A 19,645-nucleotide genomic window follows, 5' to 3' on the forward strand; every position below is an offset into this window, starting at 1 on the left:
GTGGATGCTGGCGGCACCTCCTCTGGGCGCCGGGGTGTTCACTGGAACCCACAGGGTCGATGAGGTCCGGGAGGGTCCATGTGCCGGTTGTTCGGGATGCATGCGGGGCGCACGCCACGACGAGCCACCTTCTGGTTGCTGAGCGCGCCGGACAGCTTGGCCGAGCAGAGCCATCGGATGCCCGACGGCACGGGACTGGGGGTTTTCGGGCTCGACGGTCGCCCCGTCCTGGACAAGCAGCCGCTGGCGGCGTACGACGACCCTGCGTTCGCAACGGAGGCCAAGGACCTCGCCAGCACCACCTTCGTGGCCCACGTGCGCTACGCGACCACCGGTCCGGTCGGGCCTGAGAACACCCATCCCTTCGAGCAGGACGGACGCCTGCTCGCCCACAACGGGGTGGTGGAGGACCTGGACCGGCTCGAGGACCGCCTGCGAGAGCTCGAGGCGATGAGCCTGGTCCAGGGGCAGACCGACAGCGAGCGGGTCTTCGCGCTGATCACCGCGGAGGCGCGGCGCAACGGCGGGGACGTCGGCGCGGCCATCACCGCTGCCCTGACCTGGATCGCGGACAACCTGACGCTGTACGCGGTCAACCTCATCCTGACCACCCCCACTGAGCTGTGGGCGGTGCGCTACCCCGACACCCATGAGCTCCATGTGCTGGAGCTCCCCGGCCGTGGCGGCCTCGACCCGCTCTCGCACGCCACCCATCGGATCAGCGCGCGCAGCGAGGAGCTCGGCGGGCAGCGCAGCGTCGTGGTCGCGAGTGAGCCCATGACCGACGACCCCGGCTGGCGGCTGATGGACTCTGGAGAGGTGCTCCACGTCGGCCCCGACCTGGACGTGCACAGCTCCCGCCCGCTGCCGGCGCACCCCGCCCACCTCGAGGCCGTCGGCGACCTCGACCGCGACACAGCGATCGCCCAGCATCCCGGCGGCCACGAGGGTCTGGCCGCAGCTCAGCCGGACCACGACTAGTTGTGATATCCAGCGTCCGGACTGTCCCGAGAGCGACCGTTCTCTGGCTGGTTACTCACAGCCAGCGTTGGGGTCTTCGGCGCTGAGCGGAGCGCGTCGGAAGGATGCACTCTGACCGCCATCGGCCTCGAAGGTCGCGCGTCCTGGACCCGTCTGGACGAAGACCCCCATTGTCTCGTTCTCATCCCAGCCCCGGGGCGGGTTGTGATCTCCGAGTGGTGGGTCAGCGAGCCACAGGCGACCCTTGACGGTGAGACCGAGGACCCCGCAGTGCGAGGGCACCGCTACGCGCACATCCTTCTCGGAAGGGCTAGTCGGCCGTGACTTCTCGGGTGACGCCGATGATGCTGGCGCGGAAGGGGACTCCTCCTCCAAAGCGCGACCGTCGGGGTCATTTCCGCATGCGGTCCCCACGGCGAACAACGCGACAACGACGCCCGCGCTTATGCAGCCTTCGACTGTCATGCCGCCTCCGTCCGTCACCATCACCGCGTGTCATGGAGACGCGTCCGGACGGGGACAAAGTTGCCTTCGCGCGGTGGTTGACGTCCCTACGGAGCGCTCGGCCGGCCGATCAGCGCTCAGCCGGCATCTTCTCGGAGCGATGAATCGACGTCACGCGATGCCCTCCATCCGCTCACTTGAAGTAGTAGTACCAGTTCGCTTCATACCCCTCCTCGAAGCTCTGCCTGCTGTCGACGGGGACGGTGATCTCGTCGCGCCGCAGGTAGTCGAACTCGTCGTGCGCCTTCACGTACGGCCAGTACAGGTCGGCCCAACGCCGAGCAACGGCAGGCGTGGCCAGCGCCTCCGCCTGCGCCCTGGTGTGGACGAAGACGATCGGCGGACCGGCGAAGCGGTTGGTGCACCAGAAGCGGTCGCCGAGGTCGAGGGCGGCGACGAAGTCGTCCAGCTCGGCGCCCTGCACCTGGGCGTGGGCGTCGAGCTTGGCGACGGTCTCGAAGTCGCGGAAGTACCCGAAGATCCCGTCGGGGCCGATCGGGCCTGCGGCCCCGCCCGGCAGCGCGAAGCGGGCGTGCAGGTCGACGTCGGCCATCGACTCGACGAAGATCCGCTTCACGGCGTCGTGCTTGTCGCGGTCGGGGGTGTCGAACTCGCCGGTGTGGAAGGCGTCGTGCTGCTCCTTCCGCTCCAGTACGACGAGCAGCCGCGGCCTGTGCCCCGTGCTGCGGGGGATGGCTAGCGCGTCCACCTTGACCGCGAGGGGGGTGACGCCGAACCGGTCGCGGAAGCGGGCGACGAAGGTGTCGAAGACCGGGTCGAGGCGCTCGTCGCCGCGACGCAGGCGTTTCACCCACTGGTAGTCGGCGTCGCGCGGCAGGTAGAAGCTCACGGCGGCAGCCTAGACAGGACGCGCGCTCAGGGCAGGCTCCCCTTACTGGAATGAATCCAGAAAAGAGGGAAGGATGCGGAGCACTGCACCACGTAGGTAGAGAAGAGAGGCGCACCATGACCCAGACCATGCACCCCCAGCACACCGCTCACCCGGCCTTCCAGGCCTCCACCCGGCTCGGCGCCCACCTTCAGCAGCTCCTCGTCGATCTCACCGACCTGCACCTGCAGGGCAAGCAGCTGCACTGGAACGTCGTCGGCAAGAACTTCCGCGACACCCACCTGGTCCTGGACGAGGTCGTCGACGCGGCCCGCGAGTTCTCGGACGTGGTCGCGGAGCGGATGCGCGCCATCTACATCACCCCCGACGCGCGCTCGAAGACCGTCGCCGCGACCACGAGCCTCCCCGACGTCTCGTCGGAGGAGATCGACACGGCCGACACCGTCGACGCGATCGTGGCCGCCCTCTACGCGACCGCAGGCACGGCCCGCCGGATCCACGACGACGTGGACGCGGAGGACCCGACCTCGGCCGACATCCTGCACACGATCCTCGAGCGGCTCGAGCAGCTCGCCTGGATGATCGACTCCGAGAACCGCGTCGCCAACGCCAGCATCCCCCGCTCGATGCACAAGTGACCCTGGCCTGAGTCCGGCCACCTGAGCACCGCCGCCCCTGGTCCGCCGAGGGCGGCGGCACTAGCGTGGCCACGTGGTGCACGACGCTCAGCCGGACACCGGGACGGTCACCGACCTCCTGGACCGCCTCGCCGCCCGGACCCCGACCCCGGCCGGGGGTTCGGTCGCGGCGCTGTGCACCGCCCAGGCCGCGGCGCTGGTGGCGATGGTGGCCCGCTACTGCGAGCTCCCGGACCTCGTCGAGCGGGCGGACCGGCTGGTCGTCCGTTCGCAGCAGCTGATGGTCGACGACGAGCGAGCCTTCGCCGCCGTGGCCGAGGCCTGGGCGCGCCCCCGCGGCGTTCCCAGCGAGGACGAGCAGCGGCGCGCCGTGGTGAGTACGGCGCTGCTGGGCGCGTCCGAGCCGCAGGCGCAGGTCGTGGAGACCGCGGTCGAGGTGCTGGTCCTGATCGACCGGCTGCGGCCCGCGGCCAAGGCCGGCCTGCTCGCCGATCTGGTCGCGGCGGGCGAGGTGGCCAGGGCCGGGTGCGCCATCGCGCGGATGAACGTCGGCTCCAACCTGCGCGGACTGCCGGAGTCCGACGACCGTTCGCGACTGCTGCGGCGCATGGGCGTCACCAAGGAGAGGGACTGAGTGCTGTCGGACATCGAGATCGCGAACGCCGCCGAGCTGCAGCCCATCGCCCAGGTTGCCCGAGAGCGGCTGGGGATCGACCCGGTCCACCTGGTGCCGTACGGACATCACAAGGCGAAGGTGGACCTGGGCTACCTGCGGTCCCTCGAGGAGCGCCCGGCCGGCAAGCTGATCCTGATGACGGCCCTGTCGCCGACGCCGGCGGGGGAGGGCAAGACGACCACCACGGTCGGGCTGGCCGATGCGCTGAGCGGGCTGGGGCTCAACGCGATGGCCTGCCTGCGCGAGCCGTCGATGGGCCCGGTCTTCGGCATGAAGGGCGGTGCCGCCGGCGGCGGCTGGGCCCAGGTGGTGCCGATGAGCGACATCAACCTGCACTTCACCGGTGACTTCGCCGCGATCGCGGCCGCCAACCACCTGCTGGCCGCGCTGATCGACAACCACCTCCACCACGGCAACGCGCTCGGCATCGACGTCCGGTCGGTGGACTGGAAGCGCGTGCTGGACCTCAACGACCGCGCGCTGCGCGAGGTCGTGGTCGGCCTCGGCGGTCCGGCCAACGGCTACCCGCGCGAGGACGGTTTCGACATCGTGGTGGCCTCCGAGCTGATGGCGATCTTCTGCCTCACCGAGTCGTGGGCCGACCTCAAGCGCCGGATCGGCGACATCGTGGTCGCCCACACCCGGGACAAGAGGCCGGTGACGGCGCGCGACCTCGATGCCCACGGGGCCATGGCGGTCCTGCTGCGCGACGCGCTCGCGCCCAACCTGGTGCAGACCCTCGAGCACACCCCGGCGTTCGTGCACGGCGGACCGTTCGCCAACATCGCGCACGGCTGCAGCTCGGTCGTCGCCACCCGCGCGGCGCTGCGGCTGGCCGACTACGTCGTCACGGAGGCCGGCTTCGGGGCCGACCTCGGTGCGGAGAAGTTCGTCGACATCAAGTGCCGCAAGTCCGGGCTCCGCCCCGACGCCGCGGTGGTCGTGGCTACCGTGCGCGCGCTGAAGTTCCACGGCGGCGTCGAGGTGGCCGACCTGGAGCGCGAGGACCTCAGCGCCGTCGAGCGCGGCATGGAGAATCTCGAGCGGCACCTGCGCAACGTGCGCGAGGTCTACGGGATCCCCTGCGTGGTCGCCCTCAACCGCTTCCCCTCCGACACCGACGCGGAGGTCGCCAGGGTCGTCGAGCTGGTCGACGCGGTGGGGGTCGCGGCCTACCCCGCCACCCACTTCGTCGACGGCGGCGCCGGGGCCACCGACCTGGCCAAGGGGGTGCTCGACCTGCTCGACGGCTCCGACCCGTCGACGTTCTCCTTCACCTATCCCGACGACCTCCCGCTGCGGGAGAAGGTGGAGACGCTCGCCCACCGGCTCTACGGCGCCTCGAGCGTGACCTGGGACGGCAAGGCCAAACGGCGCCTCGACCGGCTCCAGGCCGAGGGGTACGGCGGACTGCCGGTCTGCGTCGCCAAGACGCAGTACTCGTTCTCGACCGACCCGACCCTGCGTGGAGCGCCCACCGGTCACGACCTGCACGTGCGCGAGGTGCGGCTCTCGGCCGGCGCCGGCTTCGTGGTGCTCGTGTGCGGGGACGTGATGACGATGCCCGGCCTGCCGCCGACCCCCGCCGCCTCCCGGATCGACCTGCTCGACGACGGCACGATCGTGGGCCTGTCCTGACCCGGGTGAGGTACGTGGCGTTCTACCCGCCGACGGGATTCCGGGACCGTCGCTGGATCGCGGACGACGCCTGCGACGCGCTGGTGAGGAGTGGACGCCGCGTGGCCGAGGCCTACAGCGAGGCGGTGCTGGGCCTCTCGCTCACGGGCTATGCCTCGGAGGTGCGCGTGTTCGTGGGCTCGGCGCCCGAGGGTCAGCAGAGCGTGAGCGTCGAGGTCCACCTGGACTTCTCCGAGGGCTACGAGTCGGCGCGGGCCCTGGTGCCGGCCTCGCTCGCCACTCTCAGCGCCGAGAGTCGGGCCGAGGTGGCACTGCAGATCTTGCACGGCGTGATGGTGGCGTTCGCGCCCCACCGAGGTTGGTCACTCGACGACCTGGACCGGGCCGCCCAGCAGGTGCGGGAGTCCGGCCACGAGTTCCTCTGGCACAGCGCCTGGAAGGCCAGCCCTGACCGGCGCCGAGAGGCACGAGGGACGTTCTGGCTGCAGGACGACGCCTTCGGACGTGCGGTGATCGAGGTCCGAGAGCGGGGAGTGGAGGGGGCGAGCGTGCTGCGCTCGCCCGAGGCGCCGGCGTACTGCACCTCAGCGGGCTTCGTGCGCAGCACCAAGACGCTGCGCTGGGTGGGGCAGGAGCTCACCATGGTGCCCTCGATCGACAGCCTCGAAGGTCGCACCACCGAGCTGAGGTGGACGCCACGCACGGCGTCGTCGGACGCGCCGCTCGGCCGGACCCGGGCCGAAGGGGCGCCGCCGGAGTCGCTGCCGGCGGTCGAGATTACGGCAGAGGGGTGGGTGCCCGACCGCGCCGAGATCCGCTTCATCGGCGGAGGGCCTACCAACGACGTGCCGGGCCGCTACCTCAACAACCTCAGGCACCACCTCCACCGACTGGAGGAGGACGGCTTGGCGTGGTGGTCCCAGGCGAACCGCAACCTGCTCGAGATCACCTACTCCATCACCGACAGCGCCAGGGGCGTCCGGGTCCGTCGCCTCCACGACCGCACCACCGCGGTGATCCTCCGCCCGCTCGACTCGCTCGGGCAGCCCCACCCGGAGCGGCTCGCGCTCGAGGATGCCTGCGCTCTCGTCGCGGCGGTGTCGAAACGGATGGATCTGGAGGACCCGCCCGAGGTCGGGGCCACCTCGTGGAAGCCCGCCTGGGGCTAGGCGCCGCGGCTCAGCAGGTGGCGGAGTAGGCGCTCTTGCCCAGCACCTTCCCTGTCCTGGCCTGCCTGCCCGTCTTGAGCGACCAGGCACGCACCCAGTCGACGGAGAACTGGCTGCCGTTGTGCTCCGTGGCGTCGTCCGCGCCGACCAGGCTCATCCGGGGCACCAGTGCCTTGCCGGCGAGCGCGTTCCGCTTCACCGTCGCGAAGGCCTTGCCGTCGAAGAACCAGGTGATGTGGTCCTTGGCCACCTCGACCGCGAACGCGTGCACGCCGCTCGCGGCCGGCGTCGAGGTCTTCGTGTGCCTCCACTGCGCCTTGGCCCGCGCGGAGCGCACCCCCACGGAGTACGACCTGGAGCCGATCTCCATGTCGGCGACCTGGATCGCCTCGGGTGAGCACGCGACGGCCGCAGCGCCCTGGGGGACCAGCTCCAGCCGCATCCGGTAGTTGCGCGCCCCGTCCTCGAAGACGTTCTGCCAGGCGCTGAACTCCCAGCGGCCGTAGGTCTGGGCGTTGCCGCTCACCGTGGCCGACGTGGTGCCGCGGTCACCCTCGCCCTTGAGGATCAGCCGGCTCTGGAAGGCCAGCGCGCCGTTGAAGACGGAGGCCCGCCCGCTGCCGCTCGACGCATCCAGCCACCTCCCCTTGAGCACCTGGCCTCGGAAGGGCGCCGAGGTGAGCGACTCGCCGAACTCCCACGCCCAGTCGTAGCGCGGCGTGTGCCAGCCCCAGCTGGAGCTCGCGACGCCGTAGCGGCTCGAGTCGGGCGCGGTCGCGGCGCGGACGCGAGCCGCGCGGTCCGGACCGTCGTCCTCTCGGATGGGGAGGTCGGAGGAAGCGAACCGCACGTACGTCGGCCACGAGGGCGTCCAGCCGATCCTGTGCCCGCCCGCGGTGACGTCCTCGGCCCGGGCGCGCAGCACGCGCTCGCCGGCGGGTGCCGCGGTGAGGGGGAAGAGCGCGATGCCGGCAGCGTCGGCCTTGCGGGTGGCCACGGTGCGCCACTGGTTGCCGTTGACGCGCTCCTGCAGCGTGATGACCCGTCCGGCGAACGTCGGGGGCTCGAGGCGGCGAGCCGGGTAGAGGTCCGCGGCGGAGTCGACCTCCACGGTGTAGGGGAGGGCGGGCGGCACGGTCACGAACTGGTCCTTCTCGTCCTGCCCGTTGACCGACAGCGACACCGCCTGCGGCTTGGCGTAGAAGAGGTGCGGCGCGGTCACCATGCCGCCGCCCGCCACGCGGTACCTGATCTTGAACATCGACGGCGCCGGGAAGCGGAACTTGAAGGCCCCCGACGCGCTCGTCCTCGCCTTGCCGTTCTTGACGTCGGTCCACTTGTCGCCCGGCCGGTTCATGTGGAACTGCAGGCGGATCGCCCGCCGCCCGGGCTTGGGCAGCCTGCCCTGGAAGGTTACCGCCTGTCCGGCCACGTGCACCGCGGGGGAGACGGTGAGCGTGCCGACGGCGCGCTCGGACGTCGAGGCGGCGGGTGCGGCGGCGGGTGCGGGGGTCGCGGTCGCGCTGGAGGTGGCCGTGACCGTCGCGAGCGCGCAGACCGTCAGCGTCAGGGCGAGCCCGGCGGCCCGCGCGCGGCGCAGGCGACCGCCTAGCGGTGTCTGGCTCGACGGCGGGGTGGGTGGGTGTGTGGCCACGGTGCGCTCCGCGAGGTGGGTGTGGGGTGTGCCCTGCAGTACCACCATGATCACCCCGCGTCCCGGTCACGGGAGGGGTTTCAGGCAAACGCCGGCACCTAGCCCCGACTCCTGCCGTCGGCCAGCATCGGCGGGCACTCGCCGCCGGGGCTCGTGGAGAGCTCGTAGTGCCACATCTCGTTGGCGAAGGTCTGGCACAGGCCGTAGCGGGACCCGTGCTGGCTCAGCCAGCTGAGGGCGTCGGTCGGTCCGAGGTCGACGGCGTCGCCGGTGACGTGCGCCGACGTGTCCGGCGTGGCGACATAGCGTCGTGCCTCCTCGTCGCTGCCGTAGGTGGCGACGGCCTCGTCGTAGAGGCGCTGCTGGTGCTCACGGCTGCGCCAGCCGCTGGTGACGACCATCGGCACCCCCGCGCGGCGCGCGTCGCGCGCGGCCGTCACGACCGCCTCGCGCAGATCGGGGTCCAGACGCGCGACGCCGGCCCGGCTGGTGTCGAACGCGCCGGCCTCACCGTCCGTGGCGGGGAGGTCGCCGGCCGGCGCCGGGGGTACGTCGCTCGACCCGGACGGGGCGGACCGGTCGCCCGCCTCCCCGTCGCCGCCGCCACAGGCCAGCGTGACGACGGCGACGAGCAGCAGGACGCCGATGAGCAGGGAACGTGAGCGCTGGTAGGTCATGGCGTCGACGCTTCCAGCCGGGCCCGGCCCGGACCTCCCTCGCAGGTACCGCCGTGCCGCCCCGGAGGCCCTCCTGGCTCCTCCGGGCGGCTACCCCGACAGGTCAGACCCGCCGGTGCGCCCGGCCCCCGAAGTGCATGTACGTCGGCCGGCCACCGACCTCGTCGGGGTTGAAGAACGCCGCGAGCAGGTCGGCGTCGGCGATCGGCAGCTTGAGCAGGAACGAGTCGTCGCGGACGACCGGCACGAGGGGCAGGTCGATCATCGGCGGCCAGCCCTGGTCCTGCGCGACCCCGTGCGACGGCGTCACCGTGGCGAGCAGGTGTCCTTCGTCGCTCGCGCGGATCTCAAAGGTCAGGCCCTCGCGGTGGTAGCTGCCGGTGTAGCGGTCGGGGTCGGTCACCGCGACGTCCTCGAGCGCGGCCGGGTCGGGTCGCGGGCCGACGCCGAGGCGCCGGCCGTAGAGCCAGTCGGCCAGCTCGCGGTAGAGGTTCAGCGCGCTCTCCACGTTGGTCTGCAGGCAGAAGCCGAACCGCTCTTCGGGGTTCACGCGCATGAAGGCGTTCTGCCCGATGGAGTTGCCGTCGTGGCCGACCACGGAGACCTCGCCCCAGTGGTCGAGGATCCAGCCGAGCCCCCAGCCCTGCCCGAGCACGGTGTCGTCGACCAGGGCGACCTGCTGCTCGAGCATGCTGGCGGCCAGGCCGGCGTCCAGGAGCCGGGTGCCGTCGGGGGCGACGCCGCCGTCCAGGTGCAGCTGCGTGAACTTGAGTACGTCGCCCGCCGACGCCACCAACGCGCTGCCCATCGGGGCGAACGCCCGCCACAGGCCCCAGGTCGGGCTGACCACCAGCGTGGCCGGGTCCTCCGGGTCGGGGACGTGCCCCACCGAGACGGGATGCACGATCGCCTCGTCGGCGAAGCAGACGCTGTGCTGCAGTCCCAGGGGAGTGAAGATCCGCTCACGGAGCGCCTCCTCGAACGGCGTGCCCATGAGGACCTCGACCACGCGGCCGAGGATCGAGTAGCCGCTGTTGCTGTAGCTCCAGATCAGCCCCGGGGGAGCGATCTGCGGCAGGTCGGCGCAGCCGGCGACGTACTTCGCCAGCGCGTCGTCGCCGCGGCCGGTGTCGGTGAAGTGGTCCCCGTCGAAGCCGCTGGTGTGGGTCAGTAGGTCGCGCGCGGTGACGGTGTCGCGAGCGTGGTGGTCGGCGACCTCGAAGTCGGGCAGATAGGTCCGGATCGGGGTGTCCAGGTCGAGCTTGCCCTCGTCGACGAGCATCATCACCAGGGTCGCGGTGTAGAGCTTGCCGATCGAGCCGGGCAGGAAGAGGGCGTCGGTGGTGGTGGGTGCCCCCGTCCTCAGGCTGAGGACGCCGGCGGCGACCTCGGTGACGGCGTCGCCGTCGAGGACGGCCAGCTGGGCGCCCGGGACGTCGTGCTTGCGGATGAGCTCGCCGAGCTTCTGCTCGAGCTCCTGGTGCGTGAACGTGGCGGACATGGGGACTCCTCGGTGGGTTACCTACACTGTAGGTCTCACCATACCTACACTGTAGGTACTCCTGTCAATGGCGATATGCTCCCCCGGTGGCGGCGCTGACGCGAGAGCGGATCCTGGCCTGCGCGGTGTCCATGGCCGACCGCGACGGGCTCGACGCGGTGACCCTGCGCAAGATCGCGGGGGAGCTGGGCGTCCACGTCACCTCGCTCTACAACCACGTGGCCACCCGCGACGCCATCACCGACGGCATCGTCGACACCCTCCTGGACGAGGCGCACCTGCCCGTGACGCCCGTGGCGTGGGAGGAGTGGGCGCGCAGCTTCTTCGCCGCCATGAGCACCCTGGCCACCCAGCACCCGGGCGCCTTCACCGCGTTCTCCCGCCGCCCCGTCCAGGGCCCCCGCGCCGCCGCCTCCTTCGAGGTCGCGATGGCCGCGTTCAGCGAGGCCGGGCTGTCGACCGAGGACGCCTACAACGCCGTGAAGTCGGTCGCCTACATCGCGCTCATGGTCGGCGCCGAGCGCAGCATGGTGGCCCGCGGCGAGCTCCTGGAGACCGCCATGGAGGACCTTCCGGACGAGACGTTCCCGCAGTTCCACGCTCTCGAGGAGCACGATCCGACCACCGCGTGGGCGTTCAGCCTGGAGACGCTCGTCGCCGGGCTCCGGGCGCAGGTCGCTCGGCAGGCCGCGACCCGGTAGCTGCGCAGCCGGAGCGCCCGGCTCACCTCGCCTCGGCGACCGCCTGCGTGCGCCAGTCGCGAGGCAGCACGCCGTACGCCGCACGGAACCGGCGGCCGAAGTGGGTAGTGTCCTTGAAGCCCCACGACCGCGCCACCTGCGAGATGGGGCGGTGAGCGGGGGCGCTCGCCAGCTCGGCCCTCGCCCCGGCGAGCCGTTGGGCGATGACGTGCTGCTCGAGGCTGAACCCCGCCTCGGCGCACGCCCGGAAGAGCTGGCGCCGCGAGACCGCCAACGCCCCGGCGACCTGGTCGGCATCGAGACCCGGGTCGCGCAGGTGCTGGTGGACGTAGGCGCGGACCTGGGCGGCCAGCGTCTGGTCGAGGACGTCGGGGTCGCGGCCGCCGTCGGCGACGGCGCCGCTCAGCAGTGCGCGCACGAGCTGGATGCTCGCCTCGCCCAGCTGCGGCGCGGCGGCGGAGGCGCTGAGGCGCTCGGCGTCCTGGGTGAGCTCGACGAGGTACCGGCTGACGATCCCGTGCAGGGGACTGCACGGCAGCCGGGATGACGCCCGCTGGACGACCTCGAGCGGAAGCCCGAGCCGGGCGATCGGCACCTGTAGGGAGACCGAGGAGCCCCAGCCCGACCAGGCGAAGTCGAAGGGCCGGGTCACGTCGACCACCATCAGGTCGCCGGTGTGGACCAGTCGTCGACGCTCACCCGTCTGGAGCCGGCCGACACCGTCGCCGTGCACGGCGATGGCGACCGCCTCGGGGGAGGCGGCCCGGGCCGTGCGCTCGTCGCGGTGCATAGTGATGCCGGTGCTGCGAGCCGTGAAGACGCGGGTCTCGCCGAGCTCGGCGAGCTCCATGCGGCCGACCACGCCATGCGTGCCGGTCTCCAGCTCGATGCCCGTCGCGCCCGACGCCTCGGCCATCGCGGCGCGGAAGACCTCGTACCGATCGCGGCGATCGACGGCTGCGGTGTCGAGGAGGACGGCCATGCGTCCCTGCCTTCCACGGGGGTACGCGGCGCTTCGCCGTCCAATGTAGGCCGCCCCTCCGCCCCCGGGCAACGGTCCTCTCCTCGCTCCGGCGGCCGAGATCCGGCGCTCGAGGCCGACCGTCAGGCACGCAGGACCGTTCCGGTGCGGAGTGCGCTCGTGTGAGCGTGGCCCTGCTCGAGTTCATCTCCCACTGACCCACCCACCTGGAGGACCGATGAGCACCGACGAGACCACCCCCGCCACGCCCCCCGACGGCCCCGACACCATCGTGCTCGTCCACGGGCTCTGGGTCACCCCGCGCAGCTGGGAGCAGTGGGTGCCGCACTACGAGGCGCGCGGCTTCCGGGTCCTCACCCCGGCGTACCCGGGCTTCGAGATCGAGGTCGAGGCGCTGCGCGGGGACCCCAGCGTGATCGCGGACTGCTCGATCACCGACACCATCGAGCACCTCTCCGCCGTGGTCCGGTCCGTGGAGCGGCCACCGATCATCATGGGTCACTCCTTCGGCGGGGCGCTGACCCAGATGCTGCTCGCCCGCGGCCTGGGGGCGGCCGGCGTCGCCATCGACTCCGCGCCCACCGAGGGCGTGCGGCGCAACCCGCTGTCCCAGGTCAGGTCGCTCTTCCCGGCGCTGAACAACCCCGCGAAGCGGCACCAGGCGGTCGGCTTCACCCCCGAGCAGTTCCACTACGCCTTCACCAACACCCTTGACGAGGCCGCCGCCCGGGCCGCGTACGACCGGTACGCGATCGCGGCGCCCGGCCGGTGGGTCTGGGAGTACGGCCTCATCGCCAACTTCAAGCCCGGCCCTCAGGAGACGTGGGTCGACTACGCGAACGACGACCGCGCGCCGCTGCTGTTCCTCGCCGGCGGGGAGGACCACATCATGCCGCCGTCGGTGAACGAGTCGAACGCCCGCAAGTACCGCAGGTCGAGTGCGATCACCGAGTACCGGCTGCTCGACGGCCGGTCGCACTGGACCTGCGCCGAGCCCGGGTGGGAGGCCGTCGCCGACCAGGCGCTCGACTGGGCGCTCGCGCACGCGAGCGTCTCCCACCAGCCCGCTGGATGAGGCGGGGTCGTCCGTCGGTGGTCGAGGCGCGTCAGAGCTCCTCGAGCCAGGCGCGCCAGGCCGGCTCCTCACGCCGTACGTAGTCGGCGGCGTCGGCGGAGAACAGGTAGCCACGCACGCCCAGCGTCGCCTTGCCGTCGGCCTCGTCGAACACGAAGGCGCTGAGCATCCCGGGCACCGGCGCCGTGAGTCGCACCAGCGCCTGCCGTTCGCCGAGCCGCTCGACGGTGCCGGAGGTGTCGCGCACCTGGACCGCGGCGCCCTTTTCGACCGCCCCGAGCGCGTCGGAGAGGCTCTTCCAGAGCGTCGCGACGTCGCCGGGGCGGGAGGCGGTGGCCTCGAGCTGCGTGGCCTCCTGCCCCGGGAAGTGCGACAGGTAGAGCCGCAGGTTGTCGAAGAACGGCTTCCAGCTGGCGCCCATGTCCTCCCAGAACTCCGCCTCCCAGTCGGCGCCGGTCCCGAAGCCGCTGCTGGTCACGCGGACGACGCAGGTGCCGCCGGAGCGTGCCTCGACCAGGAACTCCGACGTCAGCGGGCTGAGCTCGTCGGGGCTCTTGCCCATCAGGGCGGCCCAGTCCTCCTCGTAGGCGAGGCGGCGTGGCGGGTCCCAGCCGGTGACCTGGCCGTCCGAGCCCATCTCGGGGCCCATGCTGAAGTGCAGGGAGCCGCCCTCGTGCTCCTCCAGCTCGGTCGGCAGGAACCACGCGCTCATGCCTCGGGCGGTGGCGATGGCCCGCCACACCTGCTCCGGTGTGCCGGGCACCTCGACGCTGAACTCCAGGCGGTACGGGACGTGCGGGGTGGTGCTCATGCGCTCTCCTCGGGGAGTGGGTGGGCGGCCACGAGCAGCCGGTGGGGTCGCCCGTCGTCGTGGTGGTAGCGAGCGGCCAGGTCGAGCACCGCGGCGGTCAGGTCGTCGGCGAAGGCGGCCCGGTCGGCGGCCGACCGGAAGCCGATCTCGGTGTCGATGGTCAGCGTCGGAAGCCGCTTGCCGGACGCACCGGCCCGTCGGGCCAGGGCGCCGACCTCGCGCACCAGCCGACCCGCCAGGGCGACCAGGTAGCCCGCGGACAGGTGGTCGGCGTTGGCGTCCGGGTCGGCCGCCGACGCGCTGACGGCCGCCGGCGACACGACGTACGACGCGGCCGAGGCCTGCAGCACCCGCTCGGTGATGCCGCCGTGCCGGCGCTCCTCGGCGAGCTCGACGAGCCCGTGCTGCTCGAGGGCCTTGAGGTGGTAGGTGACCTTCTGGCGGGCGATGCCGACCCGGGCCGCGAGGCCTGCGGCCGAGGTCGGCACGGAGAGCTCGCCGAGCAGCCGCGCCCGGATCGGGTCCAGCGCCACGGCCGCGGCCTGCGCGCTCTCGATGACCTCGACGTCCTTCATGACGCCACGGTGGCATTGACAACTTTTATTGTCAAGGGTCAGCGTGCCGGCGTGACCTCCGCGACGGTCGGGCGGGCGGGGGCCTTCTCGCCGGCCCTCAGGAAGCTGCCCGTCCGCTCCCTGCCGAGTACGTCGGTCGCCTCGCCGTCGCGCCAGACCACGCGCCCGCCGACCATGACCAGCGGGACGGTGGCGTCGTTGCGGTTGACCATGCGGGACAGGCCGTCGTACTGCGCGACGGGCGCCTCGGCGTACTCGTCCAGCGTGTCGTCGAGCCGGGTGGGATCGAGCAGGAACAGGTCGGCGCGGTCGCCGACGCGCAGGTGGCCCGCATCGAGGCCGTACCAGTCGGCCAGCTCGCCGGTGAGGCGGTGCACGGCCTGCTCCATGCGCAGGAACGGCCGGCCGGCGACCTCGGCGTCACGCACGTGACGCAGCAGCCGGAGACCGAAGTTGTAGAAGGCCATGTTGCGCAGGTGGGCGCCGGCGTCGGAGAAGCCCATCTGGACGCCCGGGCTCTGCGCCATCTTTTTCAGGATCTCGGGGCGGTGGTTGGAGATCGTGGTGCGCCAGCGCAGCGCGGTGCCGTGCTCGAGCACCAGGTCGAGGTAGGCGTCGACGGGGTGCAGGCCGCCGCGCTCGAGGCCGACCTTGCCGAAGGACTTGCCGACGACAAAGGCATCCGGGCACGCGAGGATCTCGGCGTCGAAGAAGTCGCGGTGCCACACGCGCGGGCCGTACTTGGAGTCGTAGTCCTTGCGGAAGCGGCGCCGGTAGCCCTCGTCGCGCATCAGCTCGTCGCGCGCCACCTTCTCCTTCAGGTGCAGGGCGGCGGCGCCGGAGCCGAACTCCTCGAAGATCACCAGGTCGATGCCGTCGGCGTAGACCTCGAAGGGCACCGGCAGGTGCTGCCACTTGAAGTCCGCGCCCAGCCGGTTGACGCCCGCGGCCAGCAGTCGCATCAGGTGGATGATGAACGGGATGGCCTTGATGTCGGCCGCCGAGAGCAGGCTGGTCTTGAGCGGCTTGGTCCGTCCCAGTCCGATGGAGCCCAGTCCGATCGAGCCCAGCGCCTGCGTGACGATCGTGTGCGGGTGGCTGGCGTCCGGCCCCGCCTGGAGGGCCCGCTCGCGCGAGCGCAGGATCCGGCGCAGGCCGCGCATCTCGCGCCACGTCGCGTACGTCGACGGCAGCGTGCGCGAGCGGCACGCGTCACCGTCGAGCTTGTCGAAGAGCAGCTGCTGCGCCGACATCCCGACGAAGCCCGCGTCGAGGGCCTCGGTGAGCATCGACTCCATCCGGGCCTGCTCGTGGCGCGAGGGGCGGACCTGCTTGCGGGTGGCCCGGTCCAGGCCCATGGTCGCGGTGCGCATGTCGGAGTGGCCGATGAACGCCGCCAGGTTGGGGCCGAGCGGCAGCGCCTCCAGCGCCGCGACGTACTCGTGCGCCGAGGACCAGGTCTTGGCCTCCTCGACCGAGGCGATCACGTGCTGGCGGGGGATCGCCTCCACCCGGCCGAACAGGTCACCCGCGTCGACGCTGCCGACGTGGACGGTCGAGAGCGAGCAGGAGCCGAGCAGGATCGTGGTCACGCCGTGGCGCAGCGACTCCAGCAGGTGCGGGTCCTTGAGCACCTCGATGTCGTAGTGGGTGTGGATGTCGACCATGCCCGGCAGCACCCACCGGCCGGTGGCGTCGACGACCTCGCGGCAGCCGGTCTCGTCCAGCGGCTCGGCCGAGACCGCGACCACGCGACCGTCGGTGATGCCGAGGTGGCGCTGCGCGGGCGGGGCGCCGGTCCCGTCGAACCAGGTGCCGCCCCGGATGATCGTGTCGAAGGCCATCCCGCGATCGAAGCGGAGTCGTTGACACGCGTCAAGAGGTGATGCGGATCACAGGTAATCTCCCCGCGCATGAGCCTCGGGAACGACACTCCTCCTGCCGGCACGCCCGACGTCCCGGTCACCGACAAGCGCAAGATGGCCGCAGCCGCGGTGCTGCTCGCCATCCCCGTCATCGCCCTCATGTGGGTCTCCTCCTACGCCCGCGAGGACCCGAAGCTGTTCGGCTTCCCGTTCTTCTTCTGGTACCAGTTCCTGTGGGTGTTCCTCTGCTCCGCCATGACCTGGGGCGCCTACCGGCTCACCCTGTCCGCCCGCGCCCCGCGAGGGGGTGAGGACCGGTGAGCGCCCCGACCGCGATGGTGACCGGCGGCGGGGTCAACACCGTCGCGCTGGTCGTGCTGATCGTGCTGTTCCTGGTGGTGACCGTGCTGGGCTTCATGGCCTCGCGCTTCCAGCGCGGCGAGAGCCTGAACTCGCTCGACGAGTGGGGCCTGGGCGGGCGCAAGTTCGGCACCTGGATCACCTGGTTCCTGCTGGGCGGCGACCTCTACACGGCGTACACGTTCGTCGCCGTGCCGGCCGCGATGTTCGCGACCGGAGCCGTCGCCGGCTTCTTCGCGGTGCCCTACACGATCGTGCTCTACCCGATCATCTTCGTCTTCATGGCGCGGCTGTGGTCGGTGAGCCACCGCCACGGCTACGTCACCACGGCCGACTTCGTCCGCGGGCGGTACGACGACCGCTCGCTGTCGCTGGCCGTCGCGGTCACCGGCTTCCTGGCGACGATGCCCTACATCGCCCTGCAGCTCGTCGGCATCCAGGCGGTGCTCGAGGTGGCCGGTGTCGGCGGCTCGGACAACATCATCGCCAAGGACGCGCCGCTGCTGGTGGCGTTCGCGGTCCTGGCCGCCTACACCTACTCCTCGGGCCTGCGCGCGCCCGCGGTGATCGCGTTCGTCAAGGACATCCTGATCTACGTCGTCATCATCGTCGCGATCGTCTACCTGCCCTCGCAGGTGGGCGGCTGGGACAGCATCTTCGGCGCGGCCGAGGAGAAGATGACGGCCACCAACGAGGTGACCCAGGCGCCCCAGGGCTCCTTCATCCCCGGCTCCGGGGCGATGTGGGCCTATGCGACGCTCGGCCTCGGGTCGGCGCTGGCGCTGTTCATGTACCCGCACTCGATCACCGCGAGCCTGTCGTCCGGCAGCCGCAACACCGTGCGACGCAACGCCGCCCTGCTGCCGGCGTACTCGTTCGTGCTGGGACTGCTGGCGCTGCTCGGCTGGGTCGCCATCGCCGCCGGCACCGACCCGACCGGCCTCGACGGCGAGGTCAACCCGCAGCTGGTCATCCCGCAGCTGTTCGAGGACTTCTTCCCGGGCTGGTTCGCCGGGGTCGCGTTCGCCGCGATCGCCATCGGCGCGCCGGTGCCGGCGGCGATCATGTCGATCGCGGCGGCCAACACCTTCTCCCGCAACATCTACAAGGAGTGGCTGAAGAAGGACGCGACGCCCGAGCAGGAGGCCAAGGTCTCCAAGCTGATGTCGCTGGTGGTCAAGGCGTTCGCGCTGGTCTTCGTGCTCACCCTCGACAAGCAGAACGCGATCAACTTCCAGCTCCTCGGCGGCATCTGGATCCTGCAGACCTTCCCCGCGATCGTCTTCAGCCTCTACACGAGGTGGTTCCACCGCACGGCGCTGCTGGTCGGCTGGGGTGCGGGCATGGTCTACGGCACGGTCAAGGCCTACCAGGTCATCAACCCGGTCACCGGCAAGCACTTCGGTGGCTCGCTCGGCGAGATCCCAGGGCTGGGGGAGATGGGCTACATCGCCATGACGGCGTTCGCGCTCAACCTGATCGTCACCGTTGTCCTCACCCTCGCGCTCAACGCGCTCAAGGTGTCCAACGGCCGCGACGCCACCTCGCCAGGCGACTACTTCGCCGACGCCGACGACCCGCGCGTCCAGGCCGACCTCGCGCACAAGGACGACGTCTTCCGCGGGGAGCCGGAGACGACGACCTGAGCGGCGGGCACTACGCGGTGGCGGCGAAGGCCTCCGCGATGACGGCGAACCCCTCGGCCAGCAGGGCGTCGGGGATGGAGAGGGGCGGCAGGAAGCGAAGGACGTTGCCGTAGGTGCCGCAGGTGAGGACCACCACGCCCTGGGCGTGGCAGTAGGCCGCAACGGCGGCCGTGCGGGCCGGGTCGGGCTCGGTGGTCCCGGGCGCGCACAGCTCGATGGCCATCATCGCGCCGCGGCCGCGCACGTCGCCGATGACCGCGTGGGTCTCCCGCAGGTCCGCGAGCCGGCTCGCCATCGTCGCGCCGATCGCGCGGGCGCGGGCGGTGAGATGGTGCTCGCGCATCTCCTCGATCGCCCCCAGCGCCGCCGCGCAGGCGACCGGGTTGCCGCCGTACGTGCCGCCGAGGCCGCCCACGTGGACCCGGTCCATGAGCTCGGCGCGGCCGGTCACGGCGGACAGCGGCAGGCCGCCGGCGATGCCCTTGGCGGTGGCCACGAGATCGGGGACGACCCCCTCGTGGTCGCTGGCGAACCAGTCGCCGGTGCGGCAGAAGCCGGACTGGATCTCGTCGGCGACGTAGACGACGTCGTGGGCGGCGGCCCACGCGGCGATCGCGGGCAGGAAGCCCGGCGCGGGCACGACGAAGCCGCCCTCGCCCTGGATCGGCTCGATCACCACACAGGCGAGGTTGGCTGCGCCGACCTGCTTCTCCAGCAGGTCGATGGCGCGCGCCGCGGCGTCCGGACCGGAGAGGCCGTCGCGGAAGGGGTAGGACATCGGCGCCCGGTAGACCTCGCCCGCGAACGGCCCGAAGCCGTTCTTGTACGGCATGTTCTTCGCCGTCATCGCCATCGTGAGATTGGTGCGTCCGTGGTAGGCGTGGTCGAACACCGCGACCGCGTCCCTGCCGGTGGCCACGCGCGCGATCTTGACGGCGTTCTCGACCGCCTCGGCGCCGGAGTTGAACAGCGCCGACTTCTTGGCGTGCCCGCCCGGCGTCAGCTCGCCGAGCTGCTCGCACACGTCGACGTAGCCGTCGTACGGCGTGATCATGAAGCAGGTGTGCGTGAACGCCGCCAGCTGCTCGCTCGCGCGGCGTACGACGTGCGGCGCGGCGTTGCCCACGGTGGTGACCGCGATGCCGGAGCCGAGATCGATCAGGTGGTTGCCGTCGACGTCGACGAGCACGCCGCCGCCCGCCTCGACGACGAAGACCGGCAGCGTCGTGCCCACGCCGTCGGCGACGTGTCGCCGCTTGCGCTCGAGCCGGAGCAGGGACCCGGGCCCGGGGACGGGAGTCACGAGGCGGCGTTCCTGCGCGATGCTCATCGACCCAGGCTA

18 protein-coding genes are annotated in these 19,645 nt (G+C 71.6%); 9 read left to right on the forward strand and 9 right to left on the reverse strand.

All coding sequences use genetic code 11. From position 1 onward, the window contains the following. Nucleotides 1–78: 78 nt before the first annotated feature. Entirely contained in the window at nucleotides 79–981 is a 903-nt protein-coding gene (locus tag LQ940_RS07450) for a class II glutamine amidotransferase (protein WP_269214563.1), read from the forward strand. A 637-nt stretch (nucleotides 982–1,618) separates the two neighbouring features. Here LQ940_RS07450 and LQ940_RS07455 read toward each other — a convergent pair. Further along, complete coding sequence (locus LQ940_RS07455; RefSeq protein WP_231242365.1) at nucleotides 1,619–2,335, reverse strand: hypothetical protein; 717 nt, start codon at nucleotides 2,333–2,335, stop codon at nucleotides 1,619–1,621. 116 nt (nucleotides 2,336–2,451) lie between these two features. On the opposite strand from LQ940_RS07455, the gene LQ940_RS07460 reads away from it, so the two are divergent. The 4 genes from LQ940_RS07460 to LQ940_RS07475 all read left to right on the forward strand — a co-directional run bounded on the left by LQ940_RS07460 (nucleotide 2,452) and on the right by LQ940_RS07475 (nucleotide 6,456). Next, nucleotides 2,452–2,973, forward strand: coding sequence for a Dps family protein (locus LQ940_RS07460; protein WP_231242366.1), 522 nt, complete (start codon nucleotides 2,452–2,454; stop codon nucleotides 2,971–2,973). A gap of 73 nt (nucleotides 2,974–3,046) precedes the next feature. Further along, complete coding sequence (locus LQ940_RS07465) at nucleotides 3,047–3,607, forward strand: cyclodeaminase/cyclohydrolase family protein (RefSeq protein ID WP_231242367.1); 561 nt, start codon at nucleotides 3,047–3,049, stop codon at nucleotides 3,605–3,607. Beyond that, a complete protein-coding gene (locus LQ940_RS07470) occupies nucleotides 3,608–5,287 on the forward strand; it encodes a formate--tetrahydrofolate ligase (RefSeq protein ID WP_231242368.1) in 1,680 nt (559 codons plus the stop codon). Nucleotides 5,288–5,292: 5 nt separating this feature from the next. Continuing rightward, nucleotides 5,293–6,456 carry a hypothetical protein gene (locus LQ940_RS07475; protein WP_231242369.1) on the forward strand — a complete coding sequence of 388 codons (1,164 nt, stop codon included), beginning with the start codon at nucleotides 5,293–5,295 and terminating at the stop codon, nucleotides 6,454–6,456. Between the two features lie 10 nt (nucleotides 6,457–6,466). Here the strand turns inward: LQ940_RS07475 and LQ940_RS07480 are convergent, their stop codons facing one another. The 3 genes from LQ940_RS07480 to LQ940_RS07490 form a co-directional block, all read right to left on the reverse strand. After that, a complete protein-coding gene (locus LQ940_RS07480; protein WP_231242370.1) occupies nucleotides 6,467–8,110 on the reverse strand; it encodes a family 16 glycosylhydrolase in 1,644 nt (547 codons plus the stop codon). A 98-nt stretch (nucleotides 8,111–8,208) separates the two neighbouring features. Continuing rightward, nucleotides 8,209–8,787, reverse strand: coding sequence for a M15 family metallopeptidase (locus tag LQ940_RS07485; protein ID WP_231242371.1), 579 nt, complete (start codon nucleotides 8,785–8,787; stop codon nucleotides 8,209–8,211). 103 nt (nucleotides 8,788–8,890) lie between these two features. Continuing rightward, nucleotides 8,891–10,288 (reverse strand): serine hydrolase domain-containing protein, encoded by a 1,398-nt coding sequence (locus LQ940_RS07490; RefSeq protein WP_231242372.1) that lies wholly within the window; start codon nucleotides 10,286–10,288, stop codon nucleotides 8,891–8,893. An 86-nt stretch (nucleotides 10,289–10,374) separates the two neighbouring features. On the opposite strand from LQ940_RS07490, the gene LQ940_RS07495 reads away from it, so the two are divergent. Continuing rightward, on the forward strand, nucleotides 10,375–10,989 hold the full coding sequence (locus LQ940_RS07495; protein ID WP_231242373.1) for a TetR/AcrR family transcriptional regulator C-terminal domain-containing protein: 615 nt from the start codon (nucleotides 10,375–10,377) through the stop codon (nucleotides 10,987–10,989). Between the two features lie 22 nt (nucleotides 10,990–11,011). Here the strand turns inward: LQ940_RS07495 and LQ940_RS07500 are convergent, their stop codons facing one another. Next, nucleotides 11,012–11,971 (reverse strand): helix-turn-helix domain-containing protein, encoded by a 960-nt coding sequence (locus LQ940_RS07500; RefSeq protein WP_231242374.1) that lies wholly within the window; start codon nucleotides 11,969–11,971, stop codon nucleotides 11,012–11,014. Nucleotides 11,972–12,188: 217 nt separating this feature from the next. On the opposite strand from LQ940_RS07500, the gene LQ940_RS07505 reads away from it, so the two are divergent. After that, the gene (locus tag LQ940_RS07505; protein WP_231242375.1) at nucleotides 12,189–13,046 is read left to right on the forward strand and encodes an alpha/beta hydrolase; all 858 of its coding nucleotides are present in this window, start codon (nucleotides 12,189–12,191) and stop codon (nucleotides 13,044–13,046) included. Between the two features lie 31 nt (nucleotides 13,047–13,077). Here LQ940_RS07505 and LQ940_RS07510 read toward each other — a convergent pair whose 3' ends face one another. Genes LQ940_RS07510 through LQ940_RS07520 form a run of 3 tightly spaced genes read right to left on the reverse strand, consistent with a single transcriptional unit; the run spans nucleotide 13,078 to nucleotide 16,276 of the window. Further along, nucleotides 13,078–13,857, reverse strand: a complete 780-nt coding sequence (locus tag LQ940_RS07510; RefSeq protein ID WP_231242376.1) for an SRPBCC family protein — start codon at nucleotides 13,855–13,857, stop codon at nucleotides 13,078–13,080. After that, a complete protein-coding gene (locus LQ940_RS07515) occupies nucleotides 13,854–14,432 on the reverse strand; it encodes a winged helix-turn-helix domain-containing protein (protein WP_231242377.1) in 579 nt (192 codons plus the stop codon). The genes LQ940_RS07510 and LQ940_RS07515 overlap by 4 nt, the downstream gene beginning before the upstream one ends. Before the next feature lie 38 nt (nucleotides 14,433–14,470). Beyond that, entirely contained in the window at nucleotides 14,471–16,276 is a 1,806-nt protein-coding gene (locus LQ940_RS07520; protein ID WP_231242378.1) for an N-acyl-D-amino-acid deacylase family protein, read from the reverse strand. A gap of 69 nt (nucleotides 16,277–16,345) precedes the next feature. Between LQ940_RS07520 and LQ940_RS07525 the strand changes: the two genes are divergently transcribed. Next, nucleotides 16,346–16,618, forward strand: a complete 273-nt coding sequence (locus LQ940_RS07525) for a DUF3311 domain-containing protein (protein WP_231242379.1) — start codon at nucleotides 16,346–16,348, stop codon at nucleotides 16,616–16,618. After that, nucleotides 16,615–18,303 carry a monocarboxylate uptake permease MctP gene (gene mctP / locus LQ940_RS07530; protein ID WP_269217236.1) on the forward strand — a complete coding sequence of 563 codons (1,689 nt, stop codon included), beginning with the start codon at nucleotides 16,615–16,617 and terminating at the stop codon, nucleotides 18,301–18,303. Before LQ940_RS07525 ends, mctP begins: the two co-directional genes overlap by 4 nt. 10 nt (nucleotides 18,304–18,313) lie before the next feature. Here mctP and gabT read toward each other — a convergent pair whose 3' ends face one another. Next, complete coding sequence (gene gabT / locus LQ940_RS07535; protein ID WP_231242380.1) at nucleotides 18,314–19,633, reverse strand: 4-aminobutyrate--2-oxoglutarate transaminase; 1,320 nt, start codon at nucleotides 19,631–19,633, stop codon at nucleotides 18,314–18,316. Between the last annotated feature and the right edge of the window lie 12 nt (nucleotides 19,634–19,645).

This window comes from Nocardioides sp. cx-173 (assembly GCF_021117365.1).
Classification (GTDB): domain Bacteria; phylum Actinomycetota; class Actinomycetes; order Propionibacteriales; family Nocardioidaceae; genus Nocardioides.